This window comes from Streptomyces sp. NPDC044064 (assembly GCF_056434245.1).
The window spans coordinates 48,181-68,447 of the sequence record NZ_JBWKFN010000042.1 but is presented as its reverse complement, the minus strand read 5'-3'; the positions used below and the strand labels follow the sequence as shown (position 1 = coordinate 68,447).

The following is a 20,267-nucleotide window of genomic DNA, read 5'->3' as shown; positions in this document are numbered from 1 at the left end:
GACCGGCAATGAGTCGAGACTTCCGCGGCAGCTGCATCCCATGTCTGACCAGCGGAATCCACACATGAGCTTCGGAAAGAGAACGACCTCTAAAGTCGCGGAGCCGACCGCCCCAGCCACGACGGTCTTTTCCCTCCTGGCCGCGCCCGCCGTCCGGCCGGTGGCCCGGTGCGGGATCAGCGGGCCGTACGTACGCCCACGCATCTGGCAGCGTCGGCCCGCATGCCACCGCCACCACGATCCGGCCTCTTTGGGTAACACAAAGCGTCTTTGGCCTGCACCGTTGGGGATCGCATCCGCCCCCGTGCCCGTGTTGGAATGTGGCCGCTGCGTGTGGCGACGGACGGGCGGCGACGTGCGGCCGGTGGCGAAGACATAGAGGCGGCGCGGCGGCGACCGACCGGCGCCGCCGCGCTTGCGCGGCCCTCGGTTGATCCGACCTACTGGTGTAGGCAACCGGGTGGAAAGGGGTGCGTGGTGGCCCCAGAAGCGGGGCGTTGAGGTCCGACCGCTGATGCGTCTTTCCCCTTCCGAGGTCGGATCGTGGTGGCGGTGGCATGCGGGCCGGGAGCGGCCGTTGATGCGCTTGGGCGGAGTGTGCGGCGGCCGGGTTGGCGATGATCGATGAGCGCCGTTGGCTGCCGGACGAGCGAGCGAAGCGAGCCTTGATGAAGTAGGGAAACTCCTACCGCATCCGCTCCAGCGGCAGTTGTCCGACCCCGGGAGATGCTTGACAGCTCAATCCCAGCTCATGGCTGACGCGTTGGGGCACTACTACGTACTACGGAGCATCGTATAACGTAGTAGTGGGGAGGAATGAAGGAGGTGCCTGATGCCACGTCAACGGGACCGCGTCGGATGGGCCGAACCCGCGCTGCTGATCCTGGCCAGCCTGGCCGACGGCCCCAAGCACGGCTACGCGATCACCAAGGACGTCGAGGAACAGACGTCCATCAAGCTGGGACCGGGCACGCTGTATGCCGCCATCGCGCGGCTGGAGGAACGCGGCCTGGTCGCTCCGCTGGACGAGGACGAGCGTCGACGGCCCTACCGCATCACCGCGGAAGGTCAGACCGTGCTCGATGACAAACTCCGGGCGATGGCCCGCTTCGCACGCACCGGGTTGAGCCGACTGGGGGTAGCAAACGCGTGATCGACATGGCAGCTCGGGTGGCCTTGCGGGCATACCCTCCCTCGTTCCGGGAGCGCTACGGTTGCGAACTTGAGGCGCTGGTCGAGGACACCGGCGCCCGCCCAAGCGTCGTCGCGGACCTCCTTGTCGGCGCGCTGCGGGCATGGCTTCACCCGGTGATGCCCGATGAGTCCGTCGAACGGCGCCGCCGCCGCATGCAGGCAAGCGTCGCCACTACCTGGGTCGCCTGGTGCGCCGCACTGTATGCCCTGCCAGTGTTGAGCTTCATCCTGTCCGAGGAACCTTGGCCGACTCCGGACCTGGTGCGCCGACTGCTCGACGTTGCGCAGTACGCCATGTACGGCGCTGGGCTCATCCTGCTGGTTGGCACCCTCGCGCTCCTTGCGGAAACCTCCAGAACCGGCGACTGGACCGCGTGGCGCCCACTGGTGGTTCTTATCCCGATGCTGCCCACGTGGCTGATCGCGCCATTGTTCCTGGCGTTCGCCTCCATCGAACCGTTCTCCTATTGGGTCGGGGCCTTGGGAGTGCTTGGGCCGGCAGTGTTCCTCATTACCCTGGCGGTGACGCCTGCCGTGGTCGTCACCCGGTGCCGGCCATCTGCCAAGGTCTTGCGGCTGCTTGCCCTGTCCGGGGTTGCGGTGGCGTTCGCCGTGACGACGACAGGCATCGCCTGCGTCGCGGCGTTGATCACGAATACCGATGACGCAGTCCAGCTGGTCACGATGCCCATACTTGCCGTGACCGTTGCCGCTTCTACAGCGGCCCTGGTCAGCTCTGGTCGCGGAGCCAAGGCTGCGCTTCACAGGGAGCATCCGGTGGCTCTTGATGGTGACGTGTGAGTGACGCTGCGCTGCTCCTGCTTCAGGGCGCGCTACGAGTCCTAACCGCGTGGCTGGCTCGGGATACGGGCCGGCCCTGCCGATCGGCAAGAACGGCTCGATCAACTCCCAGTCTTTATGGGTGAGTTCCGCTCGCGCCACGATGGGCGTTCTACCAAGCAGCGTCCCGGAACCCAGACCCCACATCTTGATCAGGACTCAGAACGCGCCCTAGTGCTGTGACCGCATAGGTTCACCGGGTTGCTCGTTGTGCTGGTTGGAAGTGTTGGCGCTTCCAGCCAGCAAGGGAGGCGGGATGGCACCACCGGTCAAGGTCCGGAGGCTAACGGAGCAGGAGGGACAGAAGCTTCAGCAGACTTTGCGGCGGGGCAGTACCAGCTCGGTGCGGTTCCGGCGGGCGATGATGCTGCTGGCCTCGGCCGGCGGCAGCACGGTTCCGGTGATCGCGCGTCTGGTCCAGGCGGACGAAGACACCGTCCGAGATGTGATCCACCGCTTCAACGAGATCAGGCTCGCATGCCTCAACCCTCAGTGGGCGGGAGGCCGTCCCCGCCTGCTGAGCAGTGACGACGAGGACTTCGTCATCCAGACGGCCACCACCCTGCCCACGGTGCTGGGCGAGCCCTTCACCCGCTGGTTGGTCCGCAAACTGGTCGATCACCTGCGCAGGAACATGGCCCGGCCCGTTCGGATCGGCCGCGAGGCCCTGCGGTGCTTACTGGCCCCCCGAGGAATCACCTTCCAGCGGACGAAGACCTGGAAGGAATCCCCGGACCCGGCATTCGACGCCAAGCTGGAACGGATCGAGTACGCGGGCAACAAGCGTCCGGACCGCACGTTCGCCTTCGACGAGTTCGGGCCGCTGGGCATCCGCCCCACGGCCGGCTCTTGCTGGCAGAAGCAGGGCAGCCCCGACAGGCTGCCTGCCACCTACCGCCGCACCCACGGCATCACCTACTTCCACGGCTGCTACTCGGTCGGTGACGACAAGCTCTGGGGAATCAACCGGCGCCGCAAGGGCATCGACCACACCTGGGCCACCCTCCTGATCGCCCAACGACGCGAGCGCGCACGCATCCGCAGCGAACGAGGTCTCCGTTGGGGCGGCAGGTTACTGCCGGCAGCGGCCTGACCCCGCCCAGCCCGGGGAGGTCACGGCACTAGTCGTCGAACTCGAAGCCCGAAGTCTCTGCACGGGCAATGATGTCGCGGACTGCCTCGGGGCTCGTGATGACGGATTCAACGGCCGTCTTGAGCCGCGCAAGGTCGCTCTAGCTCCCGACCGCGCAGAACATGCCAGCCTCGCTGTCGAAATCGAGGCGCTCTGCAATGTCCGGCCAGGCAAACCGCACGAGACCTTCCCAGAAGTACCCGTTCGGCTCGTGCCCGGCGGCAGCTACTGCGGCATCGGCAGCCAGGCCACCGGCATCCAACGTCAGCGAGTGCTCGCCGTCGAAGTCATGCAGGTTGATGGTCACGGCGCGATCCTCTCAGGTCCAGTGCACGGGCTGCCCGATCCCTCGAACCGCTCATCCGGTCCCTCACCACTCCCGACCCCGGTGAACCTTTCCGGTCACAGCACTAGTTGCACCTGCCGGGTCGCGTCTCATTTCACGGATGGACGACTGTCGCAGGCGTCCCGTCCAGTTCGCGGTCTACGCATACGCCGTCGGGCTGCCGACCCTCACGATATGGGGGTTTTAGAAGAGGGACCGCGCAGGCTGGGAGGTGGGCAGTCGCGCTGCCCGTACTGCGGCCTGCTGGCGGATCGTGTGGCGACGCTGGAGCAGGACTGGATGTTGCTTGAGCCGGACATGACTCCGTTGGCACATACGGTGCCAGCGGAGCATCGGTGGATCGAGCTCTCCGACGGCCGGGTAACCGTCTACGGGGTGTGTCCGCCGGATCCGTTTCAGCGGTGCCGTATCGAGCACCGGCTGGCCTGCTCGGCGCAACCGCAGCCGGATCTCTGGCCGTGGTTGACGACGCTGCGAGCGGAGAACGGGCGGCGAGTGGAGCGGCAGGCTGACCCGGAGTCGCCGGAGCCTCCGGAGGAATGGCCGGATGCGGGGTAACGGTCGCTTAAGGCAGACATGAAGTCGCTTAAGGCAGACATGAAGCTGAGGGGGCATCGACTTCCAGGAGTCCACCGGCTTCTTCGTCATCGACCAACGGAGGCCAAAACCGTCCGTCGCTACCCGTATGAGCTCACCGAGCGGGGAAGGGCAGCCGCAGAACGATCTCGCCGTCGTCGATCTCGCCCGTAGGCTCGAACCCGAACTTCTGGTAGAAGGGCCAGGGTTCGCCGTCGCCGGGATCGTAGCTGGTCAGTAGCTCGGTGGCGCCGTCCGCGCGAACCAGGGCGGCGATCTGAGTGAGCGCCTCTCGGCCGATCCCTCGCCTCTGGTGCCGCTTGTCGACGAGGAGGCGCCAGATGAAGTGTCGCCCTTTGTAAGGACCAGCCGGTGGCTTCCACGACAGCATCACGAAGCCGACTGGCTCGTCGCCGCGGTACACGGCGCGGTACCAGGGATTGGCCTCCGGCTTCTTCGCCGCTTCCTTGAGCGACTTGGACACGGAGGCGACGAACTGCTTCTGGTCATGTCGGACGCGGAGGGCACGAACGGCATCCCGGTTGTCGTCGGTGATCTCCCGCAGGTGCACGCCTGGGGACCTCATGCCACACCCCTTCCTGCATCCGGCGGCTGCGCCATCCGGGCCGACGTGAAGAGCCGCCGTCGTGCGTCAGTCCGTTGCGTGCACGCAATGTCAAGGACGTCAGGTTGAACGTCTGCGCAGCGTATTCGACGCAGTGGATCTGGAGCGGGACTGGCACGCCGGGCTGTGTCCGCTCCGAGGCAGCTGGTTTGACCTGGGCAGACGTTCCAAGATCCTGTCCACAAATAAATAGTCCACGGACCCCGTCCTAGGGCCGCTCAGTGCTGATATGGCTGCACATACGCGAAGACCCCGTCCTCAGCGTTCTCGCTGATGGCGGGGTCTTTGGGCACCTCATACAGGGTGCCCCCGGCAGGATTCGAACCTGCGCACACGGCTCCGGAGGCCGTTGCTCTATCCCCTGAGCTACGGGGGCGTGTCGGGCGCTTGACTTCTTGCTTGCGGCGACGGGTAGAACCCTAGCAGGTCTTCCGGGGTGATCAGGAACGGGTTTCCCGGGGTGGGTGTCCTGGTCGGGGTGGGGTGGGTTCAGGGGCAGGGTGACCCAGGTCCCTCGCAGGGGTTGGAAGTGGGGAAAACCCGGACGCGGTGGCCGGTCTGGACCTACTCTCGAGTTGTGCCAGGCGCGTCGGGTCGGGTGCTTGTTGTGGACGACAACAAGGTCATCCGGCAGCTGATCAGGGTCAACCTCGAGCTGGAGGGGCTTGAGGTCGTGACCGCGGCTGATGGTGCCGAGTGTCTGGATGTGGTGCATCAGGTGCGGCCCGATGTCGTCACCCTCGATGTCGTCATGCCCCGGTTGGACGGGCTCCGCACCGCCGCTCGGCTTAGGGCCGATCCACGGACGCGTGATCTTCCCCTCGCCATCATCAGCGCCTGCACCCAGTACGAGGTCGAGACCGGCCTCGACGTCGGCGTCGACGCCTTCCTCGCCAAGCCCTTCGAACCCGCGGAACTCGTTCGCCTCGTCAAACACCTCATCGAGCGGCGGCCCGGTGGCAGGAGTGGAGAGCGCGGCGAAGGTGATGGGGAGAGCGAGGGGGAGATTGATGGGGATGGTGAGGGTGGCGGGGGGATTGGTGGGGGCGTTCGCGACGGTGGCACCGGCGGTGTCGTCAGCGGTCTCACCGACGGCTCCATCAGAGGTCTCACCAGCGGCCTCACTGACGGTTCCATCAGCGGCCTCACCGACGGCCTCGCTGACGGTTCCATCAGCGGCCTCACCAGCGGCCTCACCGATGGTGTGGCCGGCGGCCTGACTGGTAGTGCGGTCGATGGAGTGACCGGTGGCGTGGTCGATGGGGTCCCCTTCGGCGGATAGCTCAGCCCGGCCCGCACTGCCCCGGTGGATGGCTCCAGCCGGGCCCGTCCTGCCCCGGCGGACAGGCTCCAGCCGGGCTCACCGTCTCGGCGGACAGGCTCCAGCCCGGCTCACCGTCTCGGCAGGCAAGTCCAACAGAGTCCCGCCGACCCCCGCCTGGCCCCCACCAAGTCCCTGCCAACCCCGCCCGAACCCTCGAACCCCCGACCGCCTATACCCCCGCCCCCACCCCACCTCCGCAAACCCCACACCCACCCCACCCGCCATAAACCGGCTCGCATACCCACCCCCCACCTCCCCTACGCTTGTCCCGTGACCCCCGTCGAGCTCTCCCGCACCGTGGTGCACGCAGTGCGTCGTGCCGTCGAGCAGGGGGAGCTGCATGTGTCCGTGCCGGAGCGGGTCGTGGTGAGTGAGCCGGGGGCCGGGGGGTGTGGGGACTACGCCACCAACGTCGCGCTCCAGCTCGCCCGGGCGGCCCAGGAGACGCCGCTGCGGGTCGCCGAGATTCTGCGGCCGTATCTCGTGGGTGCCGAGGGGATCAGGGACGTGGTCGTCACCGGTCCCGGGTTTCTCAACATCAGCCTCGGTGAGGAGGCCGACCTCGTCGCCGGAGTCGTACGGGACATCCGTGCGTGCGGGGGCGGGTACGGGCACGGTGAGGCACTCAAGGGGCAGGTCGTCGTGCTCCGGGTTCCGTACGACGTGCGCGCCGAGGTAGTCGCGGATGCGGTCGTGCGGATCGTCGGGACACAGGGCGGGCGGTGTGAGGTCGAGCACGGGGAGCCCGTGAACCTGCGGCCGGTTCCGGCGCCGGAGGATCCCGCTCCGCTCGGGGCCGACGCCGCGCAGTGGGCCCTGCTCCATCCCGCGCCGCACGACCGGCCCCGGATCACCGCCGACCATCTCCTGCAGCGGGAGGGCAATCCGCTGTTCCGGGTGCGGTACGCGCATGCCCGGGTCCGGGCCGTCAGCCGTAACGCCGGGCGTCTCGGGTTCGGTGCCGAACCCGGTCCTGTCGACGCCCGGGAGATTCTCGCCGCCCTCTGCGACTACCCGCGTATTCTCACCGCGGCCGCCACCCATCGCGGCCCCGACCGGCTTGCCCGGCATCTCGTCACCGTCGCCGATGCCGTCCTGCCCTTTCTGCCCACCGTGCTTCCGCGCGGCGAGGAGAAACCCTCGGCCGCCCACCGTGCCCGGCTCGCCCTCGCCGAAGCCGCCGGGACGGTGCTGGCCGGTGGCCTGTCCCTGCTCGGCATCGACGCACCCGAACACCTCTGAGGGACTCAGAGCGACACGCATGAGCCCCGGAGCGAGACAGAGAGTCTGAGAGCCAACGTCATGAGTCGTTCCGCCCACCCCGCCGGGCCCCGCCACGCCGACGTCCTGTCCGACGGGCACTACTCCGCCCCGCCCGCCGACCTCAACGCCCTCGACCCCAAGGTGTGGGCCCAGACCGTCGGCCGCGACGAGGAGGGTGTCCTCACCGTCGCCGGGATTCCCGCCACCCGGCTCGCCGAGGAGTTCGGCACCCCCGCGTACATCCTCGACGAGGCCGACTTCCGCAGCCGGGCGCGCGCCTGGCGCACGGCCTTCGGCGCCGACGCCGACGTGTTCTACGCCGGGAAGGCGTTCCTCTCGCGCGCCGTCGTGCGGTGGCTGCACGAGGAGGGGCTCAACCTGGATGTCTGTTCGGGCGGGGAGCTGGCCACCGCGCTCTCCGGCGGCATGCCCGCCGAGCGCATCGCCTTCCACGGCAACAACAAGTCCGTCCAGGAGATCGAGCGGGCCATAGAGGCCGGTGTCGGGCGGATCGTCCTCGATTCGTTCCAGGAGATCGTGCGGGTCGCGCACATCGCGCAGTCGCTCGGCAAGCGGCAGAAGGTGCAGATCCGGATCACCGTGGGCGTGGAGGCGCACACCCACGAGTTCATCGCCACCGCCCACGAGGACCAGAAGTTCGGCATCCCGCTCGCGGGCGGGCAGGCCGCCGAGGCCGTGCGGCGGGCCCTGCAGCTGGACGGGCTCGAACTGATCGGCATTCACAGCCACATCGGGTCGCAGATCTTCGACATGTCCGGGTTCGAGGTCGCCGCCCACCGTGTCGTCGGGCTGCTGCGGGACATCCGGGACGAGCACGGGGTCGAGCTGCCCGAGATCGACCTCGGTGGCGGGCTCGGCATCGCCTACACCAGTGACGACGATCCGCGTGAACCGCACGAGATCGCCAAGGCGCTCACCGAGATCGTCACGCGGGAGTGCGAGGGGGCCAGGCTGCGGACCCCGCGGATCTCGGTCGAGCCGGGGCGCGCCATCGTCGGACCGACCGCGTTCACGCTGTACGAGGTCGGCACGGTCAAGCCGCTCGACGGGCTGCGGACGTACGTCTCCGTCGACGGCGGCATGTCCGACAACATCCGCACCGCGCTGTACGACGCCGAGTACAGCGTCGCCCTCGTCTCGCGCACCAGCGACGCCGGGCCCATGCTCGCCCGCGTCGTCGGCAAGCACTGCGAGAGCGGGGACATCGTGGTCAAGGACGCGTTCCTGCCCGCCGACCTGGCGCCGGGCGACCTCATCGCCGTACCCGCCACCGGCGCCTACTGCCGGTCCATGGCCAGCAACTACAACCACGTGCTCCGGCCGCCCGTCATCGCCGTGAAGGACGGCAAGGCCCGGGTCATCGTCCGGCGCGAGACGGAGGACGACCTCCTGCGTCTCGATGTCGGGTGACAAAAGAACAGAGACAGGGATGACGGGCCGGAGATTCTTCGGTCTGTTCGTCCCGGCAGCATGAAATAGATGTCTCACGATCCGGACGAAGGGTAGAAACCGTCGTCCGGTGAGTGAGACTGGTCCAACCGTAGACGGTATGAGGAAACGAGGTCGGATGATGCGTACGCGTCCGCTGAAGGTGGCGCTGCTGGGCTGTGGAGTGGTCGGCTCAGAGGTGGCGCGCATCATGACGACGCACGCCGACGACCTCGCCGCCCGTATCGGTGCCCCCGTGGAGCTGGCGGGAGTGGCGGTACGGCGGCCCTCCAAGGTCCGTGAGGGCATTGCGCAGGAGCTCGTCACCACCGACGCCACCGCCCTCGTCAAACGCGGCGACATCGACGTCGTGGTGGAGGTCATCGGCGGGATCGAGCCCGCCCGGGGCCTCATCACCACGGCCTTCGAGCACGGGGCGTCCGTCGTCTCCGCGAACAAGGCCCTGCTCGCCCAGGACGGCGCCGCCCTGCACGCCGCCGCCGAGGCGCACGGCAAGGACCTCTACTACGAGGCCGCCGTCGCCGGCGCCATCCCGCTGATCCGGCCGCTGCGCGAGTCCCTCGCCGGCGACAAGATCAACCGGGTGATGGGCATCGTCAACGGGACGACCAACTTCATCCTCGACAAGATGGACACCACGGGGGCGGGCTACCAGGAGGCCCTCGACGAGGCCACCGCCCTGGGATACGCGGAGGCCGACCCGACCGCCGACGTCGAGGCGTTCGACGCCGCCGCGAAGGCCGCCATCCTCGCCGGCATCGCCTTCCACACCCGGGTGCGCCTGGACGACGTGTACCGCGAGGGCATGACCGAGGTCACCGCGGCCGACTTCCGTTCCGCCAAGGAGATGGGCTGCACCATCAAGCTGCTCGCCATCTGCGAGCGGTCCAAGGACGGGGCGTCCGTCACCGCGCGCGTGCACCCCGCCATGATTCCGCTGAGCCACCCGCTCGCCTCCGTGCGCGGCGCGTACAACGCCGTCTTCGTGGAGTCCGACGCGGCCGGACAGCTCATGTTCTACGGCCCCGGCGCCGGCGGTTCCCCGACCGCCTCCGCCGTGCTCGGCGACCTGGTCGCCGTATGCCGCAACCGGCTCAACGGCGCAACGGGGCCCGGTGAGTCGGCGTACGCGGCCCTGCCTGTCTCGCCCATGGGCGAGGTCGTCACCCGGTACCACATCAGCCTCGACGTCGCGGACAAACCGGGTGTTCTCGCCCAGGTCGCGACCGTCTTCGCCGAGCACGGGGTGTCGATCGATACGGTTCGGCAGCAGGGCAAGGACGGCGAGGCCTCCCTCGTCGTCGTCACCCACCGCGCGTCCGACGCCTCCCTCACCGGGACCGTCGAGGCGCTGCGCAAGCTCGACACCGTGCGGGGTGTCGCCAGCATCATGCGGGTCGAAGGAGAGTAACCAGCAATGACTCACCAGTGGCGCGGCATCATCGAGGAGTACCGGGACAGGCTGCCGGTCTCCGACACCACGCCGGTCGTGACGCTCCGCGAGGGCGGCACGCCCCTCGTGCCCGCTCAGGTGCTCTCCGAGCGCACGGGCTGTGAGGTCCACCTCAAGGTGGAGGGGGCCAACCCCACCGGGTCCTTCAAGGACCGCGGCATGACCATGGCCATCTCCAAGGCCAAGGAGGAGGGCGCGAAGGCGGTCATCTGCGCCTCCACCGGCAACACGTCCGCCTCCGCCGCGGCCTACGCCGTCCGCGCGGGCATGGTCTCCGCCGTGCTCGTGCCGCAGGGCAAGATCGCGCTCGGCAAGATGGGCCAGGCCCTCGTGCACGGCGCGAAGATCCTCCAGGTCGACGGGAACTTCGACGACTGCCTCACGCTCGCCCGCGAGCTGAGCGAGAACTACCCTGTGGCGCTGGTCAATTCGGTCAACCCGGTGCGCATCGAGGGCCAGAAGACCGCCGCCTTCGAGATCGTGGACATGCTGGGCGACGCCCCCGACATCCACGTCCTCCCGGTCGGCAACGCGGGCAACATCACCGCCTACTGGAAGGGCTACCGGGAGTACGCCGCCGACGGCATCGCCTCCAGGACCCCGCGCATGTGGGGATTCCAGGCCTCCGGCAGTGCCCCGATCGTGCGCGGCGAGGTCGTCAAGGACCCGTCGACCATCGCCACCGCGATCCGCATCGGCAACCCCGCCTCCTGGCAGTACGCCCTTGCCGCCAGGGACGAGTCCGGCGGCGCCATCGACGAGGTGACGGACCGTGAAATCCTGCGCGCCTACCGGCTGTTGGCCGCGCAGGAGGGTGTCTTCGTGGAGCCTGCCTCCGCCGCCTCCGTGGCCGGTCTGCTGAAGGCCGCCGAGCAGGGCAAGGTCGACCCGGGACAGCGCATCGTGTGCACCGTCACCGGCAACGGTCTGAAGGACCCCGACTGGGCCGTCGCCGGCGCCCCGCAGCCGGTCACCGTGCCGGTCGACGCGACCACGGCGGCCGAGCGCCTCGGTCTGGTCTGAAACAGGCCTGAGCAGGGGTAACCCGCGGCAGGGTGCACAGGGGGCTTACGACACGCATCGTGCGCCTCCTGTGCGCCCTATGTCGCGGCAGAACCTTCCTTCGATAGGCTGTACTGAACCCGCCTACCGCATATGCCCCTGCGTGTGGGCACGGGGTCGCGCCGTCACCGCGCCCCGAAGGGTCTTCGTACGCCATCGAATGTCCATCGAATCCATCGGGTGACATTCGATTCCATCGGATGTCTTTCGACAGTCACGCAGCTCAAGGAGAGTCTTCGAGCGATGGCCGGTCCAGCGTTCCGCGCCGCCGCCGTCCGGGTGCGCGTTCCCGCCACCAGCGCCAATCTCGGTCCGGGCTTCGACGCCCTGGGCCTCGCGCTGGGGCTGTACGACGACGTCGTCGTCCGGGTGGCCGACTCCGGGCTGCACATCGACATCGCGGGTGAGGGCAGCGAGACCCTGCCCCGGGACGAGAGTCATCTGCTCGTCCGCTCCCTGCGCACCGCCTTCGACCTGCTGGGCGGACAGCCCCGCGGCCTCGAAATCGTCTGTGCCAACCGCATTCCGCACGGCCGCGGCCTGGGCTCCTCATCCGCCGCCATCTGTGCCGGCATCGTCGCCGCCCGCGCGGTGACCATAGGCGGCGAGGCCCGGCTCGACGACGCCGCGCTCCTCGAGCTGGCCACCGAGATCGAGGGCCACCCGGACAACGTGGCGGCCTGCCTGCTCGGCGGTTTCACCCTGTCCTGGATGGAGGCCGGCGCTGCCCGGGCGATCAGGATGGAGCCGAACGATTCCATCGTTCCGGTGGTTTTCGTGCCCGGGAAGCCGGTACTGACCGCGACCGCGCGCGGCCTGCTCCCGCGCACCGTGCCGCATGTCGACGCCGCCGCCAACGCGGGCCGTGCAGCCCTGCTCGTCGAGGCCCTCACCCGGCGCCCCGAGCTGCTGCTGCCCGCCACCGAGGACCGCCTCCACCAGGAGTACCGCGCCCCGGCCATGCCGGAGAGCGCCGCGCTGGTGGAGCGGCTGCGGGCCGACGGGATCCCGGCCGTCATCTCCGGCGCCGGGCCCACCGTCATGGCCCTGGCCGACGTCGGCACCGCCGACAAGGTCGAAAGCCTGGCCGGCGCCGACTGGGCCGCCAACCGGCTGAGCCTGGACGTGCAGGGAGCGAGCGTGCTGCCGCTTGCGCCCTGACACACGGTTGCCGGATTTGGAGAGGGGGAATGTTTGTTGGATCCGGTAGTGTTAATCTCAAGTCTGCACCCGACCCCACCATGGCGAGGTGCTTCGTGTCCCCGTCCGGGACAGACCTTCTTCCGGGAGCCTCCCAAGCCACTCCGTGTTCCATGTGTCGTACCTGGGCAGTACGTCGTATGCGCGCACTGAGCGGGCCGTCGGGCACGCTTCGGAATCGGTGCTACCACGCCACGTGACACTGGGTGCCACGGTTCGCGGAAGCGCCATCACCTGCAAATCTCTTTCCGCCGCGTTGGCGGACCACCGCCCCGGCACGGTTCGCAGAGTCAGGACCGTAGCCGGACAGCACAACCGGTCGCCGAGCCAGACAGGCCGACGTCCGCTCCAGGGAAGGACCCTTCGTGAGCGACACCACCGATCTGATGGGCGCACGTGTCGAGGAGACCGCTGCCGCGCCCGCCACGGACGCCTCCGCGCCTGCCACCGGTGCCGGCTCCCGGCGGCGCCGTGGTACCGGCCTCGAGGGCATGGTGCTGGCCGAGCTGCAGCAGGTCGCCTCGGGCCTCGGTATCAGGGGCACCGCGCGCATGCGCAAGAGCCAGCTGATCGAGGTCATCAAGGAGGCGCAGGCCGGTGGGGGTGCCGCCCCCAAGGCCGAGGCCGCCGCCGAGACCAAGCCGAAGCGCCGGGCCACCTCGAAGACCCGGACGGGCGAGGACGCCGCCGAGAAGAAGGCGGAGAAGGCCGCGGAGGCCCCCGCCGACAAGGCCGTGGCTCAGCAGCAGATCGAGATTCCCGGCCAGCCGGCCGGAGGCACCTCCCGCACGGGCGAAGCCGAGCGCGGGGGAGAAGAGGCCCCGACCGAGCGCCGTCGCCGTCGCGCCACCGCCGAGGCGGGCGCCCCGGCCGCGAGCAGCGCCGAGACCGTCGTCGCCGAGGCGAAGGCCGAGGCGAAGGCCGAGACGTCCGCGCAGCAGGGCGAGGCCAAGGGTGACGCCGGTGAGGGCGACGGCCGTGGCCGTCGCGACCGCCGTGAGCGTGGCCGGGACCGGGACGGCCGGGACCGGGACCGCCGGGGCAAGGGTGACGACCAGCAGGGCCAGGGTGGCCAGCGCGGTCAGCAGCAGGGCCAGCAGCAGGGTGGCGGTCGCCCGGAGCGCGGCCAGCAGCAGCAGGACGACGACGACTTCGAGGGCGGCCGCCGTGGCCGTCGCGGCCGCTACCGCGACCGCCGGGGCCGCCGTGGCCGCGACGAGTTCACGAACGAGCCGCAGGTCGCCGAGGACGACGTCCTGATCCCCGTCGCGGGCATCCTCGACATCCTCGACAACTACGCCTTCATCCGTACGTCGGGCTACCTGCCGGGTCCGAACGACGTGTACGTCTCCCTCGCCCAGGTCCGCAAGAACGGTCTGCGCAAGGGTGACCACGTCACCGGCGCGGTCCGTCAGCCCAAGGAAGGCGAGCGCCGCGAGAAGTTCAACGCGCTGGTCCGCCTCGACTCCGTCAACGGCATGGCGCCCGAACACGGCCGTGGCCGCCCGGAGTTCAACAAGCTGACCCCGCTCTACCCGCAGGACCGGCTCCGCCTGGAGACCGACCCGGGCGTGCTGACCACCCGCATCATCGACCTCGTGTCGCCGATCGGTAAGGGCCAGCGCGGTCTGATCGTGGCCCCGCCGAAGACCGGCAAGACCATGATCATGCAGGCGATCGCCAACGCGATCACGCACAACAACCCCGAGTGCCACCTGATGGTCGTCCTCGTCGACGAGCGTCCGGAAGAGGTCACCGACATGCAGCGGTCGGTCAAGGGCGAGGTCATCTCCTCGACCTTCGACCGCCCGGCCGAGGACCACACCACGGTCGCCGAGCTCGCCATCGAGCGCGCCAAGCGTCTGGTGGAGCTGGGTCACGACGTCGTCGTGCTGCTCGACTCGATCACGCGTCTGGGCCGTGCGTACAACCTCGCCGCCCCGGCCTCCGGCCGCATCCTGTCCGGTGGTGTCGACTCGACCGCCCTGTACCCGCCGAAGCGCTTCTTCGGTGCGGCCCGCAACATCGAGGACGGCGGCTCGCTGACCATCCTCGCCACCGCGCTGGTGGACACCGGGTCCCGCATGGACGAGGTGATCTTCGAGGAGTTCAAGGGCACGGGCAACGCCGAGCTCAAGCTCGACCGCAAGCTCGCCGACAAGCGCATCTTCCCGGCGGTGGACGTGGACGCGTCCGGTACCCGTAAGGAAGAGATCCTGCTCGCCAGCGACGAGCTCGCCATCGTCTGGAAGCTGCGTCGGGTGCTGCACGCCCTCGACCAGCAGCAGGCGGTCGAGCTGCTCCTCGACAAGATGAAGCAGACGAAGTCGAACGCGGAGTTCCTGATGCAGATTCAGAAGACGACGCCGACGCCCGGGAACGGCGACTAGTCGACGCGTCCCTCAGGGAGTCAGGGCCGCCCCCCGTCCAGAAGTGACGGGGGGCGGCTTTTTGCCGTCGGCGACACGCAGGCCGGACCGTGTGGTGAAGGGTTCGTACCCCGTCTTCGGTACGGTCCCGGCGTACGTCGGCCGAGATCTTTGCCACAAGGGCCTCGGTCGGCACCGGATTCCGGGCTTACGGCTTTTTCGGCTGAAAACGCTGGTGAGCGGGGTTCGTCCCGTTCGGTCGGCTACGCAGAGTGCCCATCGCCGTACGTGATGGGCACTTTTGCGTCGTGCAACCCTTTCCCGAGTTTCTCCGTCTGACCTGACGGGGCGACGATGGTGCGGTGACGACCGCACCCGACCCTGAAAGCAGGGGGTAACCGACCGGACGAGACCTAGGAGTGACGTGTCCGCCGAGAGCACGCCGGAGCCCGGCATACCGGGGCTGGACGAGACCGGAGCCCGCCGTGGCAGCCGCCGCAAGCCCCGCAGCACCCGCCGCAAGGCCCTGCTCGTCACGGCCTGGACCGCCGCAGGTGTGGTCGTGCTGGGCGGCACCGGAGCCGGGTACGTCTACTTCAAGCTCAACGGCAACATCAAGAGCGTCGACATCGACCAGGCCCTCGGCGCCGACCGGCCCATGAAGATCGACAACGGTTCCGAGAACATCCTGGTCCTCGGCTCGGACTCCCGCTCCGGCTCCAACAAGAAGCTCGGCGGCGGCACCGACGACGGCAGCGCCCGCTCCGACACGGCGATGATCGTCCACGTCTACAAGGGCCACAAGAAGGCCAGTGTGGTCTCCGTCCCGCGTGACACCCTCATCGACCGCCCCGAGTGCACCGACACCAACGGCACCACGCATCCGGCCGCGTCCGGCGTGATGTTCAACGAGGCGTACTCCACCGGCGGCGCGGCCTGCACCGTCAAGACCGTCGAGTCGCTCACCGGCATCCGCATGGACCACTATCTGGAGGTCGACTTCGCCGGCTTCCAGAAGCTCATCGACGACCTCGGCGGGGTCCCGGTCACCACGACCGCGAACATCGACGACCGGCAGAGCCACCTGAAGCTCAAGGCCGGCACCCACACCCTCGACGGGGAGCAGGCGCTCGGCCTGGTCCGCACCCGGCACGGCGTCGGCGACGGCTCCGACCTGGGCCGCATCCAGCTCCAGCAGGCGTTCGTCAAGGCGCTGATGGACCAGGTCAAGCACGTCGGCGTGTTCAGCAGCCCGAAGAAGCTGTACGACCTCGCCGACACCGCCACCAAGGCCGTAACCACCGACTCCGACCTCGGCTCGGTCAACGCCCTCGCGGACTTCGCGAACGGCCTGAAGGGCATCAGCTCGTCCCACACGAAGATGGTCACGATGCCCGTCCAGTACGACCCGGCCGACCTCAACCGGGTCCTGGTGGCGAAGCCGAAGGCCCGGCTGGTCTGGGACGCCCTGCGCAACGACCGGCCCATCCCGGCGTCGGCGACCAAGGGAACGGCCACGGGCGAGGCCAGGGGCGTGGTGACTCCCTGAGCCCGCCCACCCCCGGGGAATAGAAGACGACGGCCCCCGGTTTTGGGGGATGGCGCCAGTCCTGGCAGACTGGTACGTCGGCTCCGGTTCACGCTTTCGCAGCCCGCGGCAGCGACCCGGCGCCCTCCCGAAATCTAGGAGACACCTTGAAGCGCGACATCCACCCCGAGTACGTCGAGACGCAGGTCAGCTGCACCTGTGGCGCGTCGTTCACCACCCGTAGCACGATCCAGTCCGGCACCATCCGTGCTGAGGTCTGCTCCGAGTGCCACCCGTTCTACACGGGCAAGCAGAAGATCCTCGACACCGGTGGCCGTGTGGCCCGCTTCGAGGCCCGCTTCGGCAAGGCTGCCGCCGGCTCCAAGAAGTAGCGAGCCCCAATTCGCCGGTCCACGGTCGCGCCCCAGCCGGGGTGTGCCCGGGACCGGCGTTTTTGGTCGCCCGCCACCCCTCCCCCCGCAGTACAGGAGCCGAAAGATGTTCGAGGCCGTCGAGGAACTCGTCGCCGAGCACGCCGATCTGGAGAAGAAGCTCGCCGATCCGTCGGTCCACTCCGACCAGGCGAACGCGCGCAAGCTGAACAAGCGCTACGCCGAGCTGACCCCGATCGTCGCCACGTACCGCTCCTGGAAGCAGACCGGCGACGACATGGAGACCGCGCGCGAGCTCGCCGCCGACGATCCTGACTTCGCCGCAGAGGTCAAGGAGCTGGACAAGCAGCGCGACGAGCTGACCGAGAAGCTGCGCCTCCTGCTCGTCCCGCGCGATCCGAGTGACGACAAGGACGTCATTCTGGAGATCAAGGCCGGCGCCGGCGGTGACGAGTCCGCGCTGTTCGCCGGGGACCTGCTGCGCATGTACCTGCGCTACGCCGAGCGCGTCGGCTGGAAGACCGAGGTCATCGACGCCACCGAGTCCGAGCTGGGCGGCTACAAGGACGTCCAGGTCGCCGTGAAGACCAAGGGCGGCCAGGGTGCCACCGAGCCCGGCCAGGGCGTGTGGGCCCGGCTGAAGTACGAGGGCGGTGTGCACCGCGTGCAGCGGGTGCCGGCCACCGAGTCCCAGGGCCGTATCCACACCTCCGCCGCCGGTGTGCTCGTCACCCCCGAGGCCGAGGAGGTCGACGTCGAGATCAACCCGAACGACCTCCGGATCGACGTGTACCGGTCCTCCGGCCCCGGCGGCCAGTCCGTCAACACGACCGACTCCGCGGTGCGCATCACGCACATCCCGACCGGAGTCGTCGCCTCCTGCCAGAACGAGAAGAGCCAGCTGCAGAACAAGGAGCAGGCTCTGCGTATCCTGCGCTCCAGGCTGCTCGCCGCGGCGCAGGAGGAGGCCGAGCGGGAGGCCGCCGACGCCCGCCGCAGCCAGGTACGCACCGTCGACCGCTCCGAGAAGATCCGCACCTACAACTTCCCGGAGAACCGCATCTCCGACCACCGTGTCGGATTCAAGGCGTACAACCTGGACCAGGTCCTGGACGGCGACCTCGACGCGATGATCCAGGCCTGCGTCGACGCCGACTCGGCGGCGAAGCTGGCAGCCGCATAAGGCACGTACGAGTTACCGGAGGACTTGCGTGAACCTGCTGCTCGCGGAGGTGGCCCAGGCCGCCCAGCGGCTGGCCGACGCCGGCGTGCCCTCGCCGCGCAACGACGCGGAGGAGCTCGCCGCGTTCGTGCACGGCGTGAAGCGGGGCGCGTTGCACTCCGTGAAGGACTCCGACTTCGACGCCCGCTACTGGGAGGTCATCGCCCGGCGTGAGCAGCGCGAGCCGCTGCAGCACATCACCGGGCGGGCCTACTTCCGGTACCTGGAGCTCCAGGTCGGCCCGGGTGTCTTCGTGCCCCGGCCGGAGACCGAGTCCGTGGTCGGCTGGGCCATAGACGCCGTGCGCGCCATGGACGTCGTCGAGCCCTGCATCGTCGACCTGTGCACCGGCTCGGGCGCCATCGCGCTCGCCCTCGCCCAGGAGGTGCCGCGCTCGCGCGTGCACGCCGTGGAGCTGTCCGACGACGCCCTGGTGTGGACGCGCAAGAACGTGGCCGGGTCCAGGGTCGACCTGCGCCAGGGCGACGCCCTGGACGCCTTCCGCGACCTCGACGGACAGGTCGACCTGGTCATCTCCAACCCGCCGTACATCCCGCTCACCGAGTGGGAGTACGTCGCCCCGGAGGCCCGCGACTACGACCCGGAGCTGGCGCTGTTCTCCGGCGAGGACGGCCTCGATCTCATCCGGGGCCTCGAACGCACCGCGCACCGGCTGCTGCGCCCCGGTGGTGTCGTCGTCATCGAGCACGCCGACACGCAGGGCGGCCAGGTGCCGTGGATCTTCACCGAGGAGCGGGGCTGGGCCGACGCGGCCGATCACCCCGACCTCAACAACCGCCCCCGGTTCGCGACCGCCCGCAGGGCGCTGCCGTGACCACCCCGACGACTTCCAGCCCGCAGTACGTGTACGAGGAGGCCCGCTAGACATGGCACGGCGATACGACACCAACGACGCGACCGACCGCGTGACGGGTCTGCGTGAAGCCGCGTCCGCGGTCCGCCGGGGCGAGCTGGTGGTGCTCCCGACCGACACGGTGTACGGCATCGGCGCCGACGCGTTCTCCTCCGAAGCCGTCGCCGACCTGCTCGCCGCCAAGGGCCGGGGCCGCAACATGCCCACCCCTGTCCTCATCGGCTCCCCGAACACCCTGCACGGCCTGGTCACGGACTTCTCCGAGCTGGCCTGGGAACTGGTCGACGCGTTCTGGCCGGGCGCCCTCACGCTGGTCGCCCGGCACCAGCCGTCCCTGCAGTGGGACCTCGGCGACACCCGCGGCACGGTCGCCGTCCGCATGCCCCTGCACCCGGTCGCCATCGAGCTGCTCACCGAGGTCGGCCCCATGGCCGTGTCCTCGGCCAACCTCACCGGCCACCCGGCGCCGGAGGACTGCGACGCCGCCCAGAACATGCTCGGCGACTCCGTCTCCGTCTACCTCGACGGCGGCCCCACCCCGGGCAACGTGCCCTCGTCCATCGTGGACGTCAGCGGCCCGGTCCCGGTGCTGCTGCGCGAGGGCGCGATCTCCCCGGACGAGCTGCGGAAGGTCGTACCCGACCTCGAGGTGGCGAATTGACGGCCCCTGAGGCGGGGCGTGGCATAGGCAACGGGGAACGTGCGGCGGAACAGACGACGACGTTCGGGTTGCCGCGCGACACCTTCCGCATCCTCCACGTCAGTACCGGCAACGTGTGCCGCTCGCCCATCACGGAGCGGCTGACCCGCCATTTCGTGGCGGAGCGGCTCGGCGTACTCGGCGGCGGGCTGATCGTGGAGAGCGCGGGCACCTGGGGCCACGAGGGCGCGCCCATGGAGGCCAACGCGGAGGCCGTGCTGGCCGAGTTCGGCGCGGACGCCTCCGGCTTCGTCGGCAGGGAGCTGCTCGACGAGCACGTGATCACGTCCGACCTGGTGCTGACGGCCACGCGGGACCACCGGGCGCAGGTGATCTCGATGGGGCACTCGGCCGGGCTGCGGACGTTCACGCTGAAGGAGTTCACCCGCCTGGTCCGGGCGATAGATCCGGCCACGCTGCCGCCGCTGGAGGACGGTGTGGTCGCGCGGGCGCGGGCGCTGGTCCGTGCGGCCGCGGCTCTACGCGGGTGGCTGCTGGCCCCCACCGCCGAGGCGGACGAGGTGTACGACCCGTACGGGGCGCCGCTGCCGTTCTTCCGGTCGATCGGGGACGAGATACATGAGGCGCTCGATCCGGTGGTGACCGCGCTGACGGGCGTGACCGCGCGGATGTGACACCGCGCACCCCACCGGCCCCGGGCCTACATTGGACCTACGTCACCGTCGACCGCCCGGGA

17 protein-coding genes, 1 tRNA gene and 2 pseudogenes are annotated in these 20,267 nt (G+C 69.3%); 17 read left to right on the top strand and 3 right to left on the bottom strand.

Annotated elements, in window-relative coordinates; genetic code table 11:
• The first annotated feature begins 832 nt into the window (after window positions 1-832).
• From AC07DS_RS42070 to AC07DS_RS42060, 3 genes and pseudogenes are all read left to right on the top strand, one after another.
• Complete coding sequence (locus AC07DS_RS42070) at window positions 833-1,153, top strand: PadR family transcriptional regulator (RefSeq protein WP_479154015.1); 321 nt, start codon at window positions 833-835, stop codon at window positions 1,151-1,153.
• A complete protein-coding gene (locus AC07DS_RS42065) occupies window positions 1,150-1,995 on the top strand; it encodes a hypothetical protein (RefSeq protein WP_479154014.1) in 846 nt (281 codons plus the stop codon). The genes AC07DS_RS42070 and AC07DS_RS42065 overlap by 4 nt, the downstream gene beginning before the upstream one ends.
• Window positions 1,996-2,290: 295 nt before the next feature.
• A pseudogene (locus tag AC07DS_RS42060) lies at window positions 2,291-3,040 on the top strand (helix-turn-helix domain-containing protein); the annotation flags it as partial.
• Between the two features lie 226 nt (window positions 3,041-3,266).
• On the opposite strand, the gene AC07DS_RS42055 reads toward AC07DS_RS42060, so the two are convergent.
• Complete coding sequence (locus AC07DS_RS42055) at window positions 3,267-3,473, bottom strand: Imm51 family immunity protein (protein WP_479154013.1); 207 nt, start codon at window positions 3,471-3,473, stop codon at window positions 3,267-3,269.
• Between AC07DS_RS42055 and AC07DS_RS42050 the strand changes: the two genes are divergently transcribed.
• Complete coding sequence (locus tag AC07DS_RS42050) at window positions 3,456-4,070, top strand: DUF6083 domain-containing protein (protein WP_479154016.1); 615 nt, start codon at window positions 3,456-3,458, stop codon at window positions 4,068-4,070. The genes AC07DS_RS42055 and AC07DS_RS42050 overlap by 18 nt on opposite strands.
• A gap of 133 nt (window positions 4,071-4,203) precedes the next feature.
• Here AC07DS_RS42050 and AC07DS_RS42045 read toward each other — a convergent pair whose 3' ends face one another.
• The gene (locus AC07DS_RS42045) at window positions 4,204-4,659 is read right to left on the bottom strand and encodes a GNAT family N-acetyltransferase (RefSeq protein ID WP_479154012.1); all 456 of its coding nucleotides are present in this window, start codon (window positions 4,657-4,659) and stop codon (window positions 4,204-4,206) included.
• A 358-nt stretch (window positions 4,660-5,017) separates the two neighbouring features.
• A tRNA-Arg gene (locus AC07DS_RS42040) sits at window positions 5,018-5,089 on the bottom strand.
• A 153-nt stretch (window positions 5,090-5,242) separates the two neighbouring features.
• Between AC07DS_RS42040 and AC07DS_RS42035 the strand changes: the two are divergent.
• The 13 genes and pseudogenes from AC07DS_RS42035 to AC07DS_RS41975 form a co-directional block, all read left to right on the top strand.
• Window positions 5,243-5,758 (top strand): annotated as a pseudogene (locus tag AC07DS_RS42035) (response regulator); the annotation flags it as partial.
• A 549-nt stretch (window positions 5,759-6,307) separates the two neighbouring features.
• Complete coding sequence (gene nrtL, locus AC07DS_RS42030; protein WP_479154011.1) at window positions 6,308-7,279, top strand: ArgS-related anticodon-binding protein NrtL; 972 nt, start codon at window positions 6,308-6,310, stop codon at window positions 7,277-7,279.
• Between the two features lie 60 nt (window positions 7,280-7,339).
• Window positions 7,340-8,731 (top strand): diaminopimelate decarboxylase, encoded by a 1,392-nt coding sequence (gene lysA / locus AC07DS_RS42025; RefSeq protein WP_479154010.1) that lies wholly within the window; start codon window positions 7,340-7,342, stop codon window positions 8,729-8,731.
• Window positions 8,732-8,888: 157 nt separating this feature from the next.
• Window positions 8,889-10,181, top strand: a complete 1,293-nt coding sequence (locus tag AC07DS_RS42020) for a homoserine dehydrogenase (protein WP_403963337.1) — start codon at window positions 8,889-8,891, stop codon at window positions 10,179-10,181.
• A 6-nt stretch (window positions 10,182-10,187) separates the two neighbouring features.
• Window positions 10,188-11,246, top strand: a complete 1,059-nt coding sequence (gene thrC / locus AC07DS_RS42015; RefSeq protein WP_145883695.1) for a threonine synthase — start codon at window positions 10,188-10,190, stop codon at window positions 11,244-11,246.
• A gap of 282 nt (window positions 11,247-11,528) precedes the next feature.
• On the top strand, window positions 11,529-12,446 hold the full coding sequence (gene thrB / locus AC07DS_RS42010; RefSeq protein WP_479154009.1) for a homoserine kinase: 918 nt from the start codon (window positions 11,529-11,531) through the stop codon (window positions 12,444-12,446).
• 404 nt (window positions 12,447-12,850) lie between these two features.
• Window positions 12,851-14,875: a transcription termination factor Rho gene (gene rho, locus AC07DS_RS42005; RefSeq protein WP_479154008.1), complete on the top strand. Its 2,025-nt coding sequence runs from the start codon at window positions 12,851-12,853 to the stop codon at window positions 14,873-14,875.
• A 403-nt stretch (window positions 14,876-15,278) separates the two neighbouring features.
• Window positions 15,279-16,403, top strand: a complete 1,125-nt coding sequence (locus AC07DS_RS42000; RefSeq protein ID WP_479154007.1) for an LCP family protein — start codon at window positions 15,279-15,281, stop codon at window positions 16,401-16,403.
• Between the two features lie 146 nt (window positions 16,404-16,549).
• Window positions 16,550-16,774, top strand: coding sequence for a 50S ribosomal protein L31 (gene rpmE, locus AC07DS_RS41995; protein ID WP_030672379.1), 225 nt, complete (start codon window positions 16,550-16,552; stop codon window positions 16,772-16,774).
• A 106-nt stretch (window positions 16,775-16,880) separates the two neighbouring features.
• Window positions 16,881-17,957: a peptide chain release factor 1 gene (gene prfA / locus AC07DS_RS41990; RefSeq protein WP_479154006.1), complete on the top strand. Its 1,077-nt coding sequence runs from the start codon at window positions 16,881-16,883 to the stop codon at window positions 17,955-17,957.
• Between the two features lie 28 nt (window positions 17,958-17,985).
• The gene (prmC, locus tag AC07DS_RS41985; RefSeq protein ID WP_145883688.1) at window positions 17,986-18,831 is read left to right on the top strand and encodes a peptide chain release factor N(5)-glutamine methyltransferase; all 846 of its coding nucleotides are present in this window, start codon (window positions 17,986-17,988) and stop codon (window positions 18,829-18,831) included.
• Window positions 18,832-18,883: 52 nt separating this feature from the next.
• On the top strand, window positions 18,884-19,531 hold the full coding sequence (locus AC07DS_RS41980; RefSeq protein ID WP_145883687.1) for an L-threonylcarbamoyladenylate synthase: 648 nt from the start codon (window positions 18,884-18,886) through the stop codon (window positions 19,529-19,531).
• Window positions 19,528-20,205, top strand: a complete 678-nt coding sequence (locus tag AC07DS_RS41975; protein ID WP_479154005.1) for an arsenate reductase/protein-tyrosine-phosphatase family protein — start codon at window positions 19,528-19,530, stop codon at window positions 20,203-20,205. Before AC07DS_RS41980 ends, AC07DS_RS41975 begins: the two co-directional genes overlap by 4 nt.
• The last annotated feature ends 62 nt before the right edge of the window (window positions 20,206-20,267 follow it).